Origin of the sequence: Campylobacter sp. 2014D-0216 (assembly GCF_014931215.1) — a bacterium.
Classification (GTDB): domain Bacteria; phylum Campylobacterota; class Campylobacteria; order Campylobacterales; family Campylobacteraceae; genus Campylobacter_D.
Map to the genome: position 1 here is coordinate 117,550 of NZ_CP063089.1, position 18,119 is coordinate 135,668.

22 protein-coding genes are annotated in these 18,119 nt (G+C 31.6%); 14 read left to right on the forward strand and 8 right to left on the reverse strand.

Annotated elements, in window-relative coordinates:
- Window positions 1–64: 64 nt before the first annotated feature.
- The gene (locus tag A0083_RS00660) at window positions 65–247 is read right to left on the reverse strand and encodes a hypothetical protein (protein ID WP_120760707.1); all 183 of its coding nucleotides are present in this window, start codon (window positions 245–247) and stop codon (window positions 65–67) included.
- Window positions 248–260: 13 nt separating this feature from the next.
- The gene (locus A0083_RS00665; protein WP_197553385.1) at window positions 261–1,502 is read right to left on the reverse strand and encodes a multidrug effflux MFS transporter; all 1,242 of its coding nucleotides are present in this window, start codon (window positions 1,500–1,502) and stop codon (window positions 261–263) included.
- 122 nt (window positions 1,503–1,624) lie between these two features.
- On the opposite strand from A0083_RS00665, the gene A0083_RS00670 reads away from it, so the two are divergent.
- From A0083_RS00670 to A0083_RS00725, 12 genes are read left to right on the forward strand one after another with little or no spacing between them, the layout of a single operon-like run.
- A complete protein-coding gene (locus A0083_RS00670; protein ID WP_039619526.1) occupies window positions 1,625–1,894 on the forward strand; it encodes an iron-sulfur cluster biogenesis protein NfuA in 270 nt (89 codons plus the stop codon).
- Entirely contained in the window at window positions 1,881–2,420 is a 540-nt protein-coding gene (locus A0083_RS00675; RefSeq protein ID WP_120760708.1) for a histidine kinase, read from the forward strand. The genes A0083_RS00670 and A0083_RS00675 overlap by 14 nt, the downstream gene beginning before the upstream one ends.
- Entirely contained in the window at window positions 2,404–3,687 is a 1,284-nt protein-coding gene (locus A0083_RS00680; protein ID WP_197553387.1) for a UDP-N-acetylmuramoyl-L-alanyl-D-glutamate--2,6-diaminopimelate ligase, read from the forward strand. The genes A0083_RS00675 and A0083_RS00680 overlap by 17 nt, the downstream gene beginning before the upstream one ends.
- Window positions 3,688–3,993, forward strand: a complete 306-nt coding sequence (locus A0083_RS00685) for a YbaB/EbfC family nucleoid-associated protein (RefSeq protein WP_120760710.1) — start codon at window positions 3,688–3,690, stop codon at window positions 3,991–3,993.
- A complete protein-coding gene (locus A0083_RS00690; RefSeq protein ID WP_120760711.1) occupies window positions 3,990–5,069 on the forward strand; it encodes a DUF7488 domain-containing protein in 1,080 nt (359 codons plus the stop codon). The genes A0083_RS00685 and A0083_RS00690 overlap by 4 nt, the downstream gene beginning before the upstream one ends.
- Complete coding sequence (locus tag A0083_RS00695) at window positions 5,069–5,914, forward strand: polyprenyl synthetase family protein (RefSeq protein ID WP_172586677.1); 846 nt, start codon at window positions 5,069–5,071, stop codon at window positions 5,912–5,914. Before A0083_RS00690 ends, A0083_RS00695 begins: the two co-directional genes overlap by 1 nt.
- A 2-nt stretch (window positions 5,915–5,916) precedes the next feature.
- On the forward strand, window positions 5,917–7,812 hold the full coding sequence (tkt, locus tag A0083_RS00700) for a transketolase (RefSeq protein WP_197553389.1): 1,896 nt from the start codon (window positions 5,917–5,919) through the stop codon (window positions 7,810–7,812).
- Window positions 7,813–7,823: 11 nt separating this feature from the next.
- Window positions 7,824–8,924 (forward strand): MlaE family lipid ABC transporter permease subunit, encoded by a 1,101-nt coding sequence (locus A0083_RS00705; protein WP_442861599.1) that lies wholly within the window; start codon window positions 7,824–7,826, stop codon window positions 8,922–8,924.
- Window positions 8,921–9,643 (forward strand): ABC transporter ATP-binding protein, encoded by a 723-nt coding sequence (locus tag A0083_RS00710; protein ID WP_120760715.1) that lies wholly within the window; start codon window positions 8,921–8,923, stop codon window positions 9,641–9,643. The genes A0083_RS00705 and A0083_RS00710 overlap by 4 nt, the downstream gene beginning before the upstream one ends.
- Window positions 9,643–10,470 (forward strand): MlaD family protein, encoded by an 828-nt coding sequence (locus A0083_RS00715; RefSeq protein WP_197553393.1) that lies wholly within the window; start codon window positions 9,643–9,645, stop codon window positions 10,468–10,470. Before A0083_RS00710 ends, A0083_RS00715 begins: the two co-directional genes overlap by 1 nt.
- 4 nt (window positions 10,471–10,474) lie before the next feature.
- Complete coding sequence (locus A0083_RS00720) at window positions 10,475–11,068, forward strand: ABC-type transport auxiliary lipoprotein family protein (protein ID WP_197553395.1); 594 nt, start codon at window positions 10,475–10,477, stop codon at window positions 11,066–11,068.
- Between the two features lie 43 nt (window positions 11,069–11,111).
- Window positions 11,112–11,633, forward strand: coding sequence for a flagellar FLiS export co-chaperone (locus A0083_RS00725; protein WP_052242955.1), 522 nt, complete (start codon window positions 11,112–11,114; stop codon window positions 11,631–11,633).
- 27 nt (window positions 11,634–11,660) lie between these two features.
- On the opposite strand, the gene A0083_RS00730 is transcribed toward A0083_RS00725, so the two are convergent.
- Window positions 11,661–12,200: a superoxide dismutase family protein gene (locus A0083_RS00730; protein ID WP_120760719.1), complete on the reverse strand. Its 540-nt coding sequence runs from the start codon at window positions 12,198–12,200 to the stop codon at window positions 11,661–11,663.
- A 117-nt stretch (window positions 12,201–12,317) separates the two neighbouring features.
- Here A0083_RS00730 and A0083_RS00735 point away from each other — a divergent pair, with 117 nt between their 5' ends.
- The gene (locus A0083_RS00735; RefSeq protein ID WP_120760720.1) at window positions 12,318–13,196 is read left to right on the forward strand and encodes a helix-turn-helix domain-containing protein; all 879 of its coding nucleotides are present in this window, start codon (window positions 12,318–12,320) and stop codon (window positions 13,194–13,196) included.
- Window positions 13,197–13,261: 65 nt separating this feature from the next.
- Window positions 13,262–14,098, forward strand: a complete 837-nt coding sequence (locus tag A0083_RS00740) for an ATP-binding protein (protein WP_197553397.1) — start codon at window positions 13,262–13,264, stop codon at window positions 14,096–14,098.
- Between the two features lie 75 nt (window positions 14,099–14,173).
- On the opposite strand, the gene ung is transcribed toward A0083_RS00740, so the two are convergent.
- The 5 genes from ung to A0083_RS00765 form a co-directional block, all read right to left on the reverse strand.
- Window positions 14,174–14,863, reverse strand: a complete 690-nt coding sequence (gene ung, locus A0083_RS00745; protein ID WP_120760722.1) for a uracil-DNA glycosylase — start codon at window positions 14,861–14,863, stop codon at window positions 14,174–14,176.
- Between the two features lie 2 nt (window positions 14,864–14,865).
- Window positions 14,866–16,179: a sensor histidine kinase gene (locus A0083_RS00750; protein WP_197553400.1), complete on the reverse strand. Its 1,314-nt coding sequence runs from the start codon at window positions 16,177–16,179 to the stop codon at window positions 14,866–14,868.
- A complete protein-coding gene (locus A0083_RS00755) occupies window positions 16,169–16,855 on the reverse strand; it encodes a response regulator transcription factor (RefSeq protein WP_120760724.1) in 687 nt (228 codons plus the stop codon). The genes A0083_RS00750 and A0083_RS00755 overlap by 11 nt, the downstream gene beginning before the upstream one ends.
- A gap of 1 nt (window position 16,856) precedes the next feature.
- Window positions 16,857–17,282 carry a DUF1104 domain-containing protein gene (locus tag A0083_RS00760; RefSeq protein WP_120760725.1) on the reverse strand — a complete coding sequence of 142 codons (426 nt, stop codon included), beginning with the start codon at window positions 17,280–17,282 and terminating at the stop codon, window positions 16,857–16,859.
- Window positions 17,283–17,344: 62 nt separating this feature from the next.
- A complete protein-coding gene (locus tag A0083_RS00765) occupies window positions 17,345–18,097 on the reverse strand; it encodes an SIMPL domain-containing protein (RefSeq protein WP_197553402.1) in 753 nt (250 codons plus the stop codon).
- Between the last annotated feature and the right edge of the window lie 22 nt (window positions 18,098–18,119).

The window sequence follows — 18,119 nt, forward strand, 5'->3', positions numbered from 1 at the left end:
CACTTCTTTTTTGCCTTAAGGAGTGAGTAGCATGATTTGCATATCGACAAGTTAAAATAAAAATTTACAAACACAATATTCTACTAATGATTTTATCATCATAAATTTTAATCTTTAATGCATTAAGGTTTTCAAAAAGCCAAAGCAAGATTAAAAGTTTGGTTATGTGATGAATGTTTAAGATTATAATATTACTAGATATAAAGTTTTTTGAAAAAGGTTCGATATAGTCAGTGAATCTTTTCAAAAATATTGCTTAATTAAGTGCGAGACATCGCACTTAACTTCTTTTTGATTTTATTTAACTTTCTTTTATTGGTTAATCTTAAATACGAAACTAAAGATAAAAATGTGCAAGTTCCTAAAATAACTGATAAAAATATAGGTGTATTTGCATTTAAAAGACTGACAAAAAATGCCATCACTCCTGCCATGGCAAATTGTGTTGCGCCTAAGAGTGCAGAGGCACTTCCTGCGTGTTGTTTAGATCTTGCCATGGCTAGGGTAGTGGTGTTGGGTAAAATAAAACCCAAGCTTGCTATGATCAAACATAAAGGAATTTCAAAAGCCCAAAAACCTAGATCAAAAGTCGCTCCTAAAATCAGCACAAAGGTAAAAAACGTGATCATCGTAAAAGCTTTAGGTAAAACATAATAAGGAGAAAATCGACGCACAATTCTTGCGTTGATATTAGCACAGATGACAAAGCTTAACGCATGAGCACCAAATAAAGCAGCATATTGTTGTTCGCTAAGTCCAAAAACACGAGTAAAAACAAAAGATGACCCTGTCAAATACGCAAAAAATCCCGCAAAGATTAAATTACCGCAAAGTAAATACACCACAAAACGGCGATCTTTTAAGACTTTTTTGTAGCTTTTTATCACTGCTTTATGGTTGAATGTTTTACCTTGGGTGTTGTGGTTGCTTTCTTTTAAAACAAAAATAACAAGCAAAAATAAAATAAAACCTAAGACAAATAGTGTCAAAAATATACTACGCCAAGAAAAAAACTCTAGCAAAATTCCACCAAAGGTAGGAGAAAGCATAGGAGCTAGTGAGGTAAAAACCATCATCAAAGCATAAACCCCAGCGGCTTCTTTAAGATCAAAAACATCATTTACGATAGCTCTTGCTACAACTACACCCACACAACCTCCTAAGGCTTCAAAAAAACGCAAAGCTATAAAAGCGTGGATTGAGTCCACTAAAACACAGGCGATACTAGAAGAAATAAAAATAAAAAGTCCTATATATAAAGGTTTTTTTCTTCCATACACATCACTTAAAGGCCCATAAAAAAGTTGCCCTAAAGAAAAGGCGATAAAAAAACTTGCAAGAGAAAGTTGGGTAAAAAAAGAATTAGTATGAAAACTTTGCTCTACTTGGTTTAAAGCGGGTAGATACATATCAGTAGAAAGTGGTGCTATGGCAGATAAAAATCCTAAGATAAAAATGAGTTTAAGTTTTTCAAAACCTTTGATTTGTGTGTGTTTTTGCATAAGAAGTCCTAAAATATTTTTACCATTGTATAGCAAAAAGTCTAAAATAAACAATAATTTACATTTTTTAAAGGCAAATAAGATAAAATTAAAATAAAAATAATCAAGGAAAAGTTATGAATATGCCTTTTAGTGATGAGGAGTTGATCGAGCCTGTCAAAGCAAGTTTAGCTAAAACTATGCATATTTTAGAAAATGATGGTGGCGGGCTTGATTTTTTAGGGGTTAAAAATGGTGTAGTATATGTTAAATTAACCGGTGCATGTCATGGCTGTCCAGCTAGCGGAACGACTTTAAAATACGGTTTGGAAAAACAGCTTAAAATCGACATACACCCAGATATTACCATAGTAAATTTAGCAGGTGGAGAAAGCGAATTTGCAAAATTATAAAAAAATAGCCATAGAATGTTTTTATAATAAAGACTTTAAAAATGCCAAGATGTATTTTTCTCTTGCGTATGAAAAACGCAAAAACAAAAGACTTTTAACCTTTATCAATATTTGCGATTTGGCCTTAAAAAGCCCTGAAGAGGCGTTTGTGTTTTTTGAATTTTTTATGCAAAATTACAAAAACACTAAGGTTGATAAGGATATTGAAAAACTTATTAATCTTAGTCAAAGCGTACAATTTGAAGAAGATAGCGAGGATTTTGAAGGTTTGAGTTATCAAGACTTTTTGCTGAGTGAAGCAAAAGTTGGGTTTAAACAGGCATTAGAAAATGTTATAATATCTAATAAGCTTATTATCAACGACAAAGAAGATTTTGTGGATTTTTTAGAAAAGCTTTTAGAACATGGCTATAAAGATATGCTTGTTGCCTATATGGAAGATGTTTCGGCGCATTTTTATTCAAATTATAGGTTTATTAAACTGAGTGAGAAAATCAAGGAATTAAACTATGGTAGTAAAGATTGATAACACTTTCATTTGTGATAATTCTAACGAATGTGAAAAAGGGTGTTATTTTTTAAAAACTGCACAAAATGAAAAATTTCTTCAGCAAGCCTTAGAAAAAGAAGCAAAGGTCATTAGTGTTGATGAGGCTAAAAAGCTTTTAAATATCGATGAAAATATCCAAATCATAGGCATTACAGGAACCAATGGTAAAACAACCACTGCGGGTGCGATTTATTCTATTTTGCTTGATTTGGGTTATAAATGTGCTTTGATGGGAACTAGGGGAAGTTACATCAATGATAAAAAAGTAAGCCCCAAAGGCTTAACCACTGCTCCTATTTTGCAAACTTTGGAGCTTTTGTCTTTAGCTAGTAAAGAAAAGTGTGATTTTTTAGTCATGGAAGTAAGTTCGCATGCTTTGGTGCAAAAGCGTATCGAGGGACTTGAGTTTAAGGCTAAAATTTTTACCAATATCACGCAAGATCATTTGGATTTTCATCAAAATTTTGAAAATTACCAGGCTGCAAAGGAAAGTTTTTTCACTGATGAAAGCATGAAATTTATCAACAAAGATGCAAAAGCTATTTGTTTTAATGTTAAAGGTGCTTTTACTTATGGGGTGGAAAATCCAAGTTATTATCACATCAAAGCTTATGCTTTAAAAAATGGCATAGAAGCTGTGGTAAATTTTGGCAAAGACACTTTTATGATCGATTCTTCTTTAGTGGGGCTTTTTAATCTTTACAATCTTTTAGCTGCGAGTGCTTGTGTAAATGAACTTGTAAAGCCAAATTTAAAAGAACTAGAAAAAGCCATTAGTAATTTTGGTGGCATTGAAGGCAGAATGCAAGTGGTTGCCAAAGATGTGATCGTGGATTTTGCGCATACACCAGATGGTATAGAAAAGGTTTTAGATGCTTTAAAATACCGTGATTTGATTGTAGTGTTTGGAGCGGGTGGAAATAGAGATAAAACCAAGCGTCCTTTAATGGCAAAAATCGCAAAACATTATGCTAAAAAACTTATCATCACAAGTGATAATCCTCGCTTTGAAGAACCTATGGATATCATTAGTGATATTTTAAGTGGTGTAGAACAAGATGAAAGCATTTTAGTAGAATGTGATAGAAAAGAAGCGATTAAAAAAGCTTTAGAGTTTAAAACTAAAGATGAATTTGTCGTGATTTTGGGTAAGGGAGATGAAACCTACCAAGAGATCAAAGGCGTGCAATACCCTTTTAATGATAAAGAAGTGGTATTAGAGATATTAAACGAAGGAAAATAAATGTTTGAAAATATGGATTTTTCTAAAATGGGCGAGCTTTTAACTAAGGCTCAAGAAAAGGCAAATGAATTAGAGCAAGAAGCTTTAAAAAAAGAATTTAGCGCAAAAAGTGGCGGTGGCTTAGTCAAAGTTAGCGCAAATGGAAAAGGGGAAATTATCGATGTGAATATTGATGATTCTTTGCTTGAAGATAAAGAGTCAATGCAAATTTTATTGATTGCTGCGATGAATGATGTGCTAAAAATGGTAGAACAAAATAAAAAATCAATGGCTAGTAATTTATTTAGTGGGATGGGAATGCTATGAGAATTTTACTTTGTATTTTAGGTATGGCTTGTGTGCTTTTTGCTGTGCCAAGACCGACTTTTAATGATTTTTTAGGGTGTTATGAGAAAAACAAAGCAAGTATGTTAAACTATGAGGGTTTGCCTGCTTTTGCTTTAAATGAAAACACTCTAGCAGTGGTAAAAACACAAAATGCAAAATTAAATAGCTATACAAAATACGATCCGTTTTTAAATTTGTATTTAGTTAAAACTGATTTTAGTTTAATCCCTGCTCCTATGGGAAATGAAGAAGAATTAACACGCAATAGCTGGGTGGGAATTTTAGATCATAATAAAAGCTATATAGGGCATTTGAAGTATTTTGGGCAAAATTTAACAGAACGTGATCAGCTTGATTTTACTTCAAAGATCGGAGAATTAAATTCGCCTTGTTGTAAAATGCTAGGTATCACTTTAGATAATGGCAAGCTTATAGGAAATCGCTACTTAAAGCATTTTGCAAAATACCCTGATGTATACTGGGGCGATATCGGTGTAGATTTTGATATGCGCGATGGTAAAATTTATGTTAAAAATGTACGCAAAAACGGACAATTTTTACTCAATGATGAGCTAGTGAGTGTAGATGGTCAAGTTTATGATGATCTAAGAAAGTTGAATGAGAAAATTTTATTTGCTGATCGCGGCGCAACTTTGTACTTTAATATGCTAAGAGATAACAAAGATGTAAACATTTCTACCGTAGTTTTTGACAAAGACTTAGGAGTGTTTGCTAAACCAAAAAAAGTTGCACCGGTTAAACCAACATCATTTTATAGTAATCTAGGCTTGCGTGTTGACACAAAAATGAATGTGATAGAAGTCATTCCAAATTCTAAAGCACAAATGGCAGGATTTATGAAAGGCGATAAGATCTTAAGAGTAAACAACCAAAAAATAAACAACTTTAATGATTTTCAAGCAATCTTAGCTCAGGCTAATGCTTTTGATGTTTTGGTTTCAAGACAAGCGACAAATATCCCTTCAGCGATAAATAATGATTTTGAACATTTTAATAAAGGATATTTTGACTTTTTTATAAGGCTAAATAAGTGATTTTACAAAAATTCAAACAGCACTTAGAGCAAAATTTTCCTAAAAGTCAAAGTTTTCATCCATTTTTTAATGAAGCATTAAAATGGATGTTAGAAGCCGGCGGAAAGCATTTTAGAGCCCAATTACTTTTAGGGATAGTCAATGCTAAAAATCCTGCTTTGTTTGAAAAGGCTTTAAATGCAGCTTTGGCTTTAGAGTTTATCCATACTTATTCTTTAATACACGATGATTTACCTGCTATGGATAATGCTTCTTTGCGTAGAGGAAAACAAACTTTACACAAAAAATATGATGAAACCACTGCTATTTTGGTGGGCGATGCTTTGAATACTGAAGCTTTTTTACTGCTTTCAAGGCTTGATTTAAAAGAAAGTGTAAAATTAAAACTCATAGAAACTTTAGCTTTTAATGCAGGGCTTGGTGGTATGATCATCGGTCAGGCGATTGATTGTTATTTTGAAGATCAGCCACTAAATTTAGAGCAAGTAGAGTTCTTGCATATCCATAAAACTGCAAGATTAATCGCAGCAAGTTTAAAAATGGGCTGTGAAATTTGTGAGTTAGATGAAAAAGAATGCGAACAAATTTATGAAATAGGGCTTTTAATAGGCTTAGTTTTTCAAATCAAAGATGATATCATTGATGCGACTTTAGACACACAAGAAGCGGGTAAGCCAACTCACAATGATTTACATAAAAATTCTTTTGTGAAACTTTTGGGTTTAGAAGGTGCGAAAAAGGCAAAAAATGATAAAATCGCTTTATGTGAAGAAAAAATGAAAAATTTAGATTCTAAGCTTGCTGATGAGCTTCAAATTTTGATTGATAAATATTTAAAGGGTTAAAAATGTTACAAAAACAAGCTAATACGATAAGATTTTTATGTGCAGATATGGTGCAAAAAGCAAATTCAGGTCACCCAGGTGCACCTATGGGCTTGGCAGATATCATAAGTGTTTTAAGCACCCATTTGGTACATAATCCAAAAGATCCAACTTGGTTAAACCGTGATAGATTAGTTTTTTCAGGTGGTCATGCAAGTGCGTTGCTTTATAGTTTTTTACATTTGAGTGGTTATGATATAAGTTTAGAGGATTTAAAAAATTTCCGCCAATTGCACTCTAAAACTCCAGGCCATCCGGAAATTTTTACTCCAGGAGTTGAGATTGCTACAGGGCCTTTAGGACAAGGTATTGCAAATGCGGTGGGTTTTGCTATGGCTGCTAAAAAAGCAAGCTTGCTTTTGGGCGAAGATATTATCAATCACAAGGTGTATTGTTTATGTGGTGATGGAGACTTGCAAGAAGGAATTTCTTATGAAGCTTGTTCTTTAGCAGGTGTGCATAATCTTGATAATTTAATCATTATTTATGATAGCAATAATATTTCAATCGAAGGTGATGTGGCAATTGCCTTTAATGAAAATGTAAAAGAGCGTTTTAGAGCGCAAAATTTTGAAGTACTTGAGATAGATGGGCATGATTTTGAGCAAATTGACTTAGCGTTAAAAACTGCTAAAGAAAGTAAAAAGCCTTGCTTGATCATCGCGCATACTACCATAGCAAAAGGCGCTTTGGATCTTGAAGGAAGTCATCATTCACACGGAGCACCTTTAGGTGAAGAGCTTATTAAAAAAGCAAAAGAAGCTTTAGGATTTGACCCACAAAAAACTTTTGAAATTCCAGAAGATGTAAAAGTGCGTTTTGGTGCAGCAGTAGAGCTTGGGGATTTAGCGCAAGCTAAGTGGCAAGATAAGGTTAACAAGCTTGATCCTTCAAAACAAGCTTTGTTAAAAGAGCTTTTAGAGCCTGATTTTTCAAAAATCGAATTTCCAGACTTTAAAGGAAAAGATCTAGCCACTAGAGATAGCAATGGTGCGATTTTAAACGCTATAGCTAAAGCTTTACCGGGATTTTTAGGTGGTAGTGCGGATTTGGGTCCATCAAATAAAACCGAACTCAAAGATATGGGTAATTTCCCAAATGGAAAAAATATCCACTATGGTATTAGAGAGCATGCGATGGCTGCGATATCAAATGCGTTTGCAAGATATGGTTTGTTTATGCCTTATTGTGCTACTTTTTTTATCTTTAGTGAGTATTTAAAACCTGCTGCAAGAATAGCAGCTTTGATGAAAATCAAACACTTTTTTATCTTTACTCACGATAGTATAGGTGTGGGCGAAGATGGTCCAACACACCAACCTATAGAACAACTTAGCACTTTTAGAGCTATGCCAAATTCACTAACATTTAGGGTAGCTGATGGGGTTGAAAATGTAAAAGCATGGCAAATAGCACTTAAAACTAATATGCCAAGTGTTTTTGTGCTATCACGTCAAAAATTAAGCGCTTTAAGCGAACCTGTTTTTGGTGATGTAGCAAATGGGGCTTATTTGCTAGAAGAAAATACCAATGCGCAATTTACACTTTTAGCTAGTGGTAGTGAGGTGTCATTGTGTCTAAAAGCAGCTAAGCTTTTAAAAGAAAAAGGCGTGATTATGAATGTGGTTTCTATGCCATGTTATGAATTATTTATCGCTCAAGAAAAATCATATAAAGAAAGAATTCTACAAGGCAAAGTTATCGGTGTTGAAGCTGCAAATTCAAATGAACTTTATAGAATTTGTGATGAGGTGTATGGCATAGAAAGCTTTGGTGAAAGTGGAAAAGATAAAGATGTATTTGAGCATTTTGGATTTAGCGAGGAGAAGTTAAGCTCTTATATTTTAAGCTTATGTTAACGAAAAATAAAATCATCAAAAACACTAAAAACGAAGAATGTGTTTTTAGTGTTTTTGGCACTTGGGATCAAACTAACGCCGGAGAAAAACACACATTAGATCTTCCTGAATGTAAAAATATCGTTTTTGATTTTACTCATTTAGATTTTATAGATACTGCGGGAATTCGCTACTTTTTAGCTTTGGAGAATGAGTTTAAGCAAAAAGGTCATATGGTCACTAGAATTCATCTTAAAAATGAACATGCTAAACTTTTTGAACTTTGCCAAAAACACTATAAAAGTTTAGATCACACACAAGAAGATAAAACAAGCATTAGAGATTTTTTTGAAATTTTAGGCAAAAGAGTAGTGAGTTCTTTTGAAATTTTGATACAGTTTTTAAATTTTATAGGTTTGATTTTTTATACTTGTTTTAAAACTTTACTAAATCCCAAAAAACTTCGCTTTAAAGCATTTTTATATCATGTGGAAAATTCTGCCATTAATGCTTTGCCTATCATTATGTTAACTTCACTGCTTGTGGGTGTGGTGCTTGCATATCAAGCTGCTTATCAGCTTTCACAATTTGGTGCAAATATTTATATCGTTGATTTGATGGGAATTTCTGCCACTAGGGAGTTGGCTCCGTTGATTAGTGCTATTGTTATTGCTGGTAGGAGTGCTAGTTCTTATACAGCACAAATTGGGGTAATGAAGCTTACTGATGAAATCGATGCTATGAAAACCATGGGTTTTAAAGAAAGTGAATTTATCGTGCTTCCTAGGGTTTTGGCTTTGAGTTTGGCTATGCCTTTGGTGGTAATCGTGGCTGATATTTTAAGTATTTTGGGTGGGATTATCGTGGCGTGGCTAAGTTTAGAAATTAGCATGAATGAATTTATGAGTCGCTTTAAAGAAGCGGTGGAGTTAAAGCATATCATCATAGGTTTGATAAAAGCTCCTATGTTTGGTTTTTTGATCGCTTCTATTGCATGTTTTAGGGGATTTTTTGTGCAAAAAACAACCGAGAGTATTGGTATTTATACTACAAAAAGTGTAGTAAATGCCATCTTTTGGGTGATAGCATTTGATGCGATTTTTTCTATCTTTTTAACAAAGGCTGGAATTTGATCATACAAGCTAAAAATATCAGTACTTATTTTGGAGATAAATGCATTCATGAAGATATCAGCTTTAAAATACAAGAAAATGAAATTTTTGGTATTTTAGGTGGTAGTGGTAGTGGTAAATCTGTACTTTTAAAACAAATGCTAATGCTTGAACATTTTGATGGTGGTGAGTATGAAATTTTAGGAAAAAAATTAAAAAATATTAGCGATGATGATGCTTTATTTTTGCAAAAACAATGGGGAGTTGTTTTTCAATATGGAGCTTTGTTTAGTTTTTTTAATATCCTTGAAAATATCAGCATACCTTTAATAGAATACACAAAATTAAGCAAAAATGATATCAAAGAAATAGCTATGATGAAGCTAAAAATGGTGGGACTTGATGAGAGCGTGGCAAGGCTTTATCCAAGTGAAATAAGTGGAGGTATGAAAAAAAGAGTTGCTATAGCTAGAGCTTTAGCGCTTGATAGCAAATTGCTTTTTTTAGATGAGCCAACCTCAGGGCTTGATCCGCATAGTTCGAGGGAATTTGATGAGTTGCTTTTGAGTTTAAAACAAAGCTTTAAATTATGCGTGATTTTGATCACACATGATAAAGATAGTATGAAAAATGTATTAGATCGTTTTTTGATTATAGAAGATAAAAAAGTGGGTTTTTTGGGTGATATGCAAACATTGCAAAAAGACAATCTAAGACTTTATGAAAGGTTTATGCAATAATGGAAAATAAAGCAAATTATATTCTAATAGGAATTTTTGTTAGTGTATTATTTTTTATCAGCTTGTTGTTTATTGTTTGGTATGGAAATTTAAAAGATGAAAAAACTTTCAAATATTATGAAATTTTCATGGAAGAATCAGTCGCAGGGCTTAGCGTAAAAGCACCTGTGAAATTTTTAGGAGTTGATGTTGGTAGTGTTGAAAGTATAAGTATTGATAATTCAAGTAAAGAATTAAGAGTAAAAATTCTAGTCAAACTCGATTCTAATTTAGTGATAAAAACAGACACTTATGCAAGTTTGCAAATTCAAGGTATAACAGGTTTTAAATTTATACAACTAGCAGGTGGAAGCGAAAAAGCTGCACCGTTACAAGCAGATGAGGATACTTACCCTATCATTGCTTCAAAAGAAAGTTTTTTTGCAAGTATTGACAAGCAAACTAACAATATCTTAGAGTTAATGCACACTTCTAAAGTAAAACTAGAAAGTCTTTTGAGTGATAAAAATTTAAAAAACATAGAACAAATTTTACAAAATACATCAGAATTATCAGCGCATTTAAACACACAAATTCCGGTTTTCTTAGCAAATTTAAACCAAACAAGCACTAAGGTTGCTAAAAGTTCAGATGAATTTTCTAAATTTTTAAATCAAGCTAATTTGCAATTGGTTGAGTTAAATAAAAGTAGAATGCTTTTGAATGATAATTTAGATATTTTAAGAGTGATGTTTTTAGATTTTTCTCATTTATTGAAGAATTTAAAACAAAATCCTTCAAACATCATCTATAAAGACAAAAACATTCAATATGCACCAGGAGAATAACACAATGAAAATTTTATATGCCATAGTTGTAGCGATTTTTTTTAATGCCTGCTCGTTGATTGGGCCAAGTCAAACCTTGCCTGCAAATAAGTATTTTAGTATTAATTTAGAAAAAATACCACAAGAGCAAAATTATAAAAAAGAAAAAACGATCATTGTTGCTTTACCTAAGGGTTTGGATTATTCTAGTGCAATTTTTTATAAAAAAGATCATATGGTTAATGCCTATGCGTATCATTTTTGGAAACAAAACCCCGCGTTGATGATAAAAGATTTTTTAGAGTTTCACTTGCAAGATTTAAATGCATTTAAAGCAGTATTAAATCAAGATAGCCTAGCAAGTGCTGACTATGTACTAGAAAGTAAGGTAGATGTGCTAGAGCAAGAATTTAGTGATGAGATGCATTCTAAAATAAAATTTGGCATTAGTTTGAATTGGGTGCATATTAATACTAAAAAACTCTTAGCTAGTAAATATTTTTATTATGAAAAAAAATTAACCGACAATGCGCCTGAAGTTTTGATCCAAAATTACAATGAGCTTTTTATGCTATTTGCTAAAGATTTTAGGCTTTGGATTGGTCAAAATTTGGAATAAAAAATGCTTTTCTTGTTATAGCAATAACAAGGAAGGTGTAATCATGAGAGATGAATTAGAAATCTTACAAAAACATTTAGGACAAGTAGGTTCTAGTATAGAAGGTGCAAATTTAAAACACCAAACACAAAAATTTAGCGAAGATATCACCGATGCAAATGATTTTGTAGGTGCGTTGCAAATTTTAGATTCTTCTTTGAAAAAAATTTCAAAAATTTTAGAAGATAAAAATTATGAAGATGTACAAGATAAAGTATTGATCGCAAGTGAAAGCTTAAAGATAGTAGATAATTGTTCTTTTTTGGGTAATGCTTTATTTGATAATAATTATAATGTCAATGTTGGCTCAAAGGCATTTGCGTTTGAAATTTATAATCCTTTGAAAATTTTAGAAACAAGCGACTATGAAGGTATGAAAGCTTATATCGAAGATAAAAGAGAAGAAATTGCTTCTATGCTTTCAGAACTTGCAGTGGCTATTGCTAGTTATAGTCCAAGCCAAAGTTTTGGTGGAACAAGTTTTGATTCTATGGGCGATTTTGATTTTACTAAACTTTTTAAATAATACTAAAGGCAAAAGCCTTTAGTATGGTTAGTGAATAACTCCACAAGCCATTCTAGCGCCCCCGCCGCCAAGCGCAGCTGGGTGATCGCTGTGATTATCCCCGCCAAAATGTATCATTAAAGCATGGTTTTTTAACTCATCAAGGGTTTTGATCTTTGGTGCTAATACAGGATTAGTAGCCTTTCCATCTTTTTCAACATAAAGTGGTGGTAAATCACCTTTGTGACCTTTATCGTCCCATGGACTTGAATGTGCATCAGTCTTTTCAGGATCCCAGTGTCCCCCTGCTTTCATTCCTAAACCCTTATCGGTTGCTCCGCAATCTGCATTTGCATGTACATGAAAGCCATGAATTCCACTTTCTAAACCTTGAAGATTTGGATAAAATGCTACCCCATAAGGAGTTTGCACTGCTACGATTTCTCCTGCGTCTTTATTTGCTTTTTTGTCAAGAACTTGCATTTTGATAACTAAATGTTCTTTTTGTGCTTTAGGATTAAAATTCTCTAAATTTGCTCCAAATAAAAAGCTTGATGCTAGTAGTGAACCTAGTATGATTTTTTTCATTATTTCTCCTTTTTGTAAAAAATTGTTTTATTGTAGCATATATTTAGAAAGGAAAAATTATTTTTTATTGTCTTTTATAAATTACAATAATCAAAAAACTTATAAAAAAGGTAGAAATTGATTTTTCCAAAAGACTTAGAAAAAATGAGTAAAAATACAGTAAAAAATTCTTTATTTTCCTTGTGTTGGTATGTTAAAAATGCTTCTGCTTGTGTAAGTCAAGAAGTGTTGTTTGAAGATTATGCTTTGGTTTATATTTTAAATGGAAGCAAAAGTATCCATAGTATGGATAATCACTTTAGTGTGAAACAAGATGAGCTTGTTTTTTTTACTAAGAACTCTTTTTCGATTCGAGATTATCTTGATACTGAAGGCAAGTACGAGTCTATTATTTTATGTTTTAAAGAAAGCATTTTGGTGGAGTTTGTTTTTAAATACAAAGAATTAATCTTAAAACTAGATACATCAAAATACAATAAAAGCTTATTTAGTTTAAAAGCTGATCTTATAACAAAAAGCATATTTGAATCTTTTTTGCCTTGTATAAATAGTGCTTGTGTTTATAATGAGCATTTGTTTAAGCTAAAATTTGAAGAATTATTTTTATCTTTATTGTATAGTGAGAATAATGCAGAATTTCTAGCTTTTTTAAAGATGGTTTTAAGTGGTTTTAAGCTGGAACTGTATCAGATGTTTGCATATTGCCAAAATGATTTTGAAAATGTAGCTTCTATGGCAAAATTTAGCAAGATGGATATTGCAACTTTTAGCCGTAATTTCAAGCAAAGTTTTGGCATTAGCGCAAAAGAATGGCTTGATAATAAGCGTTTTGAAAAGGCTAAATTTCTACTTGAATTTTCTACGAAAAATATTACTCAAATTTGTCATGAGCTTGGCTTTAATTCGCCTGCATGGTTTATAGCAAGATATAAAAAACGATACGGCATTACTCCAAAACAAGAACAAAAATCAAAAAACTTATATTTTTTATCTTAAAAGTGATAGATTTTTCTTTGTGTTTTTATTAAAATTTCTTAATAAAAATTAAGAAAGGTAACATCATGAGAAAAAATATCTTAGCTTTGGCTTTGTTTGCATTTTGCGGTGCAAATGCTTTGGAAATTCAAGAATTTAAAGGATTTTCGCATCCTGAGAGTGTTTATGTGGATCAAAACACAGTTTATGTGTCAAATGTAGGAAAAAAGCTAGCCCCGCTAGATAAAGATAACGATGGATTTATATCTAAACTAGATTCAAATGGAAAGATTTTAGAATTAGAGTTTATTAAAAATCTTCATGCACCAAAAGGTATGTCTAAAATAGGCAATACTTTATATGTGGTGGATATTGATGTAGTTTATGGTTTTGATGTGGTAAATAAAAAAGAGGTTTTTAAACTTCCTATAAACAATGCGGTTTTTTTAAATGATATAGCGGTTTTAAATGATGATGTTTTGTTGGTTAGTGATACGGGCACAGGATATATTCACAAAGTGTATTTAAAAACAAAAAAATATGAAAATTTCATTCATTTAGATCCAAAATACGGTGGTCCTAATGGTTTATTGGTAGATCAAAACTCCTTGCTTGTAGCTGGTTATGATCCAAGTGATAAATCAGGTGGAAAGGTGATTTGTATAGATTTACAATCTAAAAAAATTCAAGAATTAAGTTCAAAAATAGAACAATTTGATGGTATAGTATATGATAAAAATAAAAATCTTTTAGTGTCAAGTTGGGGTAAAAATTTACAAGGTTATATCTACAAGATAAAAGATAATAAGGAAGAAAAATTAAAGTTAGATTATATTCAAGGGCCTGCGGATATGTTTTTTGATGGAGAATATTTATGGGTGCCAAAAATGGCAGAAAATGCGATTGTGAAAATTAAATTATAAGAACTTTTAAGCTTAAAGGCTTAAAAGTTGATGTTTTGCGGTTTATTTTTATATGTTTTTAAAATACGAAGCAAATCAAGAATTTAAATCCCAATCAATTGGCGTTTTAGAAAGTTTTGACAAAATGATATTGCTTTGGGAAAAGTGTTTGCAACCTGAAAAAGCATTTCTTGCTAATGGAGAAGGGTGTGCTGCTTCTAAGATATAATGTTTTTGCATGTTGATTAAAGATTTTTTATTTTTAGCATAATTTCCCCAAAGCAAAAATATCAAACCCTCTTTTTCATCGCTAAGTTTAGATATAACCGCATCGGTAAATTTTTGCCAGCCAAAATGAGCGTGCGAGGCAGGTTTGTTAGCTTCTACACTTAAGATAGAGTTTAAAAGCAAAACCCCTTGCTTAGCCCATTTGCTAAGATCTCCATGTTTTGCTATGGGTATATTAAGATCTTGATATAATTCTTTGTAGACATTTAGCAAAGAAGGTGGAATTTTTACTCCATTTGGCACGCTAAAGCTTAATCCCATAGCTTGATTTGGATTATGGTAAGGGTCTTGCCCTAAAAGTATGATTTTTAGATCTTTTAAAGGGGTAAGATTAAAAGCATTAAAGGTTAAATGCGCAGGTGGGTAGATGGTTTTTTTTGCATGAAGTGCTTGAATATAATGCGATTTGATTTCTAAAAAATATGGTTTTAAGAATTCATCTTTTAGAAATTCTTTCCATGATGGTTCGATTTTGATCTGATCTAAACAAATTTCCATTTTTATCCTTGCCAAGAAAGTATAAATTCACTTCCTTTGTTTTCCTTGCTTATTACTTTTATGTTGATGTTGTTTTTATCTGCAATTTGCTTGACTAAATTTAAACCTATACCAAAACCTCCTTGGTCTTGATTAAAGCGTTTATAGCGTGTAAAAATTTGAGTAATTTCTTTAGCGCTCATACCTTGACCCTCATCTTTAATACTAAGCATATTTTGTTGTAAAGAAATATAAATTTTTTTATGAGTATGGGTGTATTTTATAGCATTGCTTAAGAGATTGTCAAATAAAATTTGAATTTCTTCTTTATTGGCGTGGAAATTTTGCTCTAGTAATTTCTTTTCTATGGTTAGATTTTTTTGAGAGATTAAGCTTTCAAAATATTCTAGTCTTTGTTCGATTAATTCTTTTAGTTTGATATCTTCTTTGGTATTTTCTTTTTGAATGAAAAAATTCAAGGCGATGAGATTTTGATAAATATGATTAAGGTTTTTACTTGCTAGTTTGATGTGGTTTAGTTTTTTGATGTTGTTGGGATCTAAATGGGTATCATCAAATTTTTTAATACTAGCTAAAATCACACTTAAAGGTGTGTTGATTTCATGCGTAGTGTCTTTAATGAAATCATTGAGTGCTTGAAATTGTTCTTTGATATTTTTAAACACTAGTGAAAGCAATATATAAGCAATAGCAGCAAGTATACTAATGCAAATAAGTGCATAAAAGATGGTTTTTAGTTTTAACTTCCAAAGTTCACCAGCAAAGTCTTTGATGTCTAGGTTGTTGTAATTGTCTTTGGAGTATTGTTCTTTTTTGAATCCAAGATCGTTGATTTCGATAATAATGTAAATATTCTTATGTTTTAAAAAATGAGAATGGTGCCTTGGTTTTTTGATATTTTTGGTATCAACATAGGTGTCAAGATTTCGAATTCTTAAAAAATCTATAAACAATCGTTGGTTTTGATTGTAAATATAATTGTTTTTTTTCAATTGTTTTAAAATATCTAGAGCGTTAAAACTTAGATTGCTGAAAATGATTTGATCTTCTGCGATGATGGCAAATTGCGTGTTGAGTTTTTTGGAAAGATATGCAAAGTCTTCTGAGGTTAAAAAGCTTCTTTCGTGTCTTGCTTCGATGATGTTTTGCAAGATATAGTTAAAATGAGTGTAAGAGTGGGTGATTTGATTTAACCGTATAAAATTGGCTTCCTTTTGGTAAAAAGTAATGAAAAAAATCGTCAAAAATACACCACTTGTAATGATATATAGTGCTAAAATCTTTAAAATAGTATGGTTGAAATTTTCACTTTTCATTTTCTAACCTAATCGCATATCCGATATTCCTTTGGTTGATGATAAGATCTTTACCGAGAATTTTTCTTAAATTTTTTATATATACCCTAAGACTCATGATCACAGGCTCTTCATCTAAATTCCAAATTGCTTCAAAAATGCTTTCTAAGCTTACAAAATGAGGGCGTTTTTTTAAAAGTAAAGCTAAGAGTTCTTTTTCTTTGTTGGTAAGGTTGATGATGTTTTTATCTTGATAAAGGGTTTTATTGATTGGATCAAAAGAGATATTTTTGTCAGGATTAAGTATGATGAGGTCTTCTTTTTGGTGATGAAAATTTCTTTTAATGATATTTTTAACACGAATAATCAACTCATCGATATCAAAAGGCTTTTTAATATAATCATCACAACCTGATGAAAATCCTTCTTTTACATTATCAAGCATAGATAAAGAGGTTAGAAAAATTGCAGGGGTGTTTTTAGAGCTTTCTCTAAGTTCTTTTAACACTTTAAAACCATTGCCTTTGGGGACTTTAACATCAAAAATCCAAAGATCGAAATTTTCTTCATAAGCTTTATCAAGCGCCTCTTGTGCATCATATACACAAGAGACTTTGAAGCCTTCATCATTTAGAGCATCGCTTATAATTTCATTTAAGCTTAAATCATCTTCTAAAAGTAAGATTTTTGCTGCCATTTTATCTCATCATGCAGTTTTCATGGTGTGTTTTATGTTCATGATGTCCTTTGTGGGTTAAGCCATGCATACCTTTACCATGGTGATGTAGGTTTAATTCCCTTATTTCTTTTCCACTCATTGTATCAGTTAGTTTTTGCATGTCATCTTGGACTATAGTCTTTCTTTGGCTTCTTTCTTGCGGAGAGAGTTTAGAAAGGTTTTCTTGCAAGTTGGTTCTAAATTGTTGTTGGAAATTTCTTGCATCTTTGTATTTCATCTCATTCATTCTTTTTTTCATCTCTATGACTAGATCGGCTTGATCTTGCGCGCTTACATTTTTTGCAAGATTTAAAATTTCTTCATTGCTTTTTTTAGAAAAATCAGCGCCAAATGCAAATGAAGCAATTAGCGAACTAGCAATTAGTAACTTCATGGTTTTTTTCATTTATTTCTCCTTTGTTTAATGACGAGAAATTATAAAACCTCAAAATAAAGCCAAAATGAAATTTAATAACAAACAAAAAGCACATCAGCTTTTAAGCTTTGTTTTTCACTTTGCACAATAGGCAACACAATGTTATCTGCGCTTGCTGATAAATTAGGACCGCGGTATTTAATGCCATCATTGTCAAAATGTATATTTTTCATTGTACAAGTTTTTGCTAAACTTTTAGAGTAATACTGAGCTTTTTCAAAAGCTTTTTTTAGCGCAAGATCATATAATTTTTCTTTATTTGTTTCTAAAATCATTTCATCAAAACCAACTTGTAAAGCTTTGGTGTTAAAAGAAATGAGTGTATTAGTAGCGCTAATGTTTTCTATATCTTTTACAAGGTTTTCATAGTCTTTGCTTTTATTTTGTGGAATTTGACAAGTGAAGTTAGAATATAATCTATATCCATTTAAAGTTTTATTGCCCTGATGGTAATTGTAGCTTGGCTCTAAAGTATAGCTTCCGCCCTTGCAATAATGCTCTTTTGCAATGCGATCTGAGATTTCTTTAAAAGTTTGAGCGATGTAGTTTTTTTCTTCATTAGAAATGAGAGTTTTTTCACTAAGTTCTTTACTTGCACTAAAATTTAAAGTAGCATTAAAGATATTTGGCATAATTTCATTAGATACTTCGATGTTTCTTGAAAATTCTATATTTTGTTTATCATGGTTTTTTAAACCTAAAAATTCTGTATTAAAAACTACTCCTAGAACAAATAATATCAAGCAAAGTAGTCCTAGTCCTAAACCTTTTAAAAAACTTTTCATCTTTTATCCTTTTAAAACATTT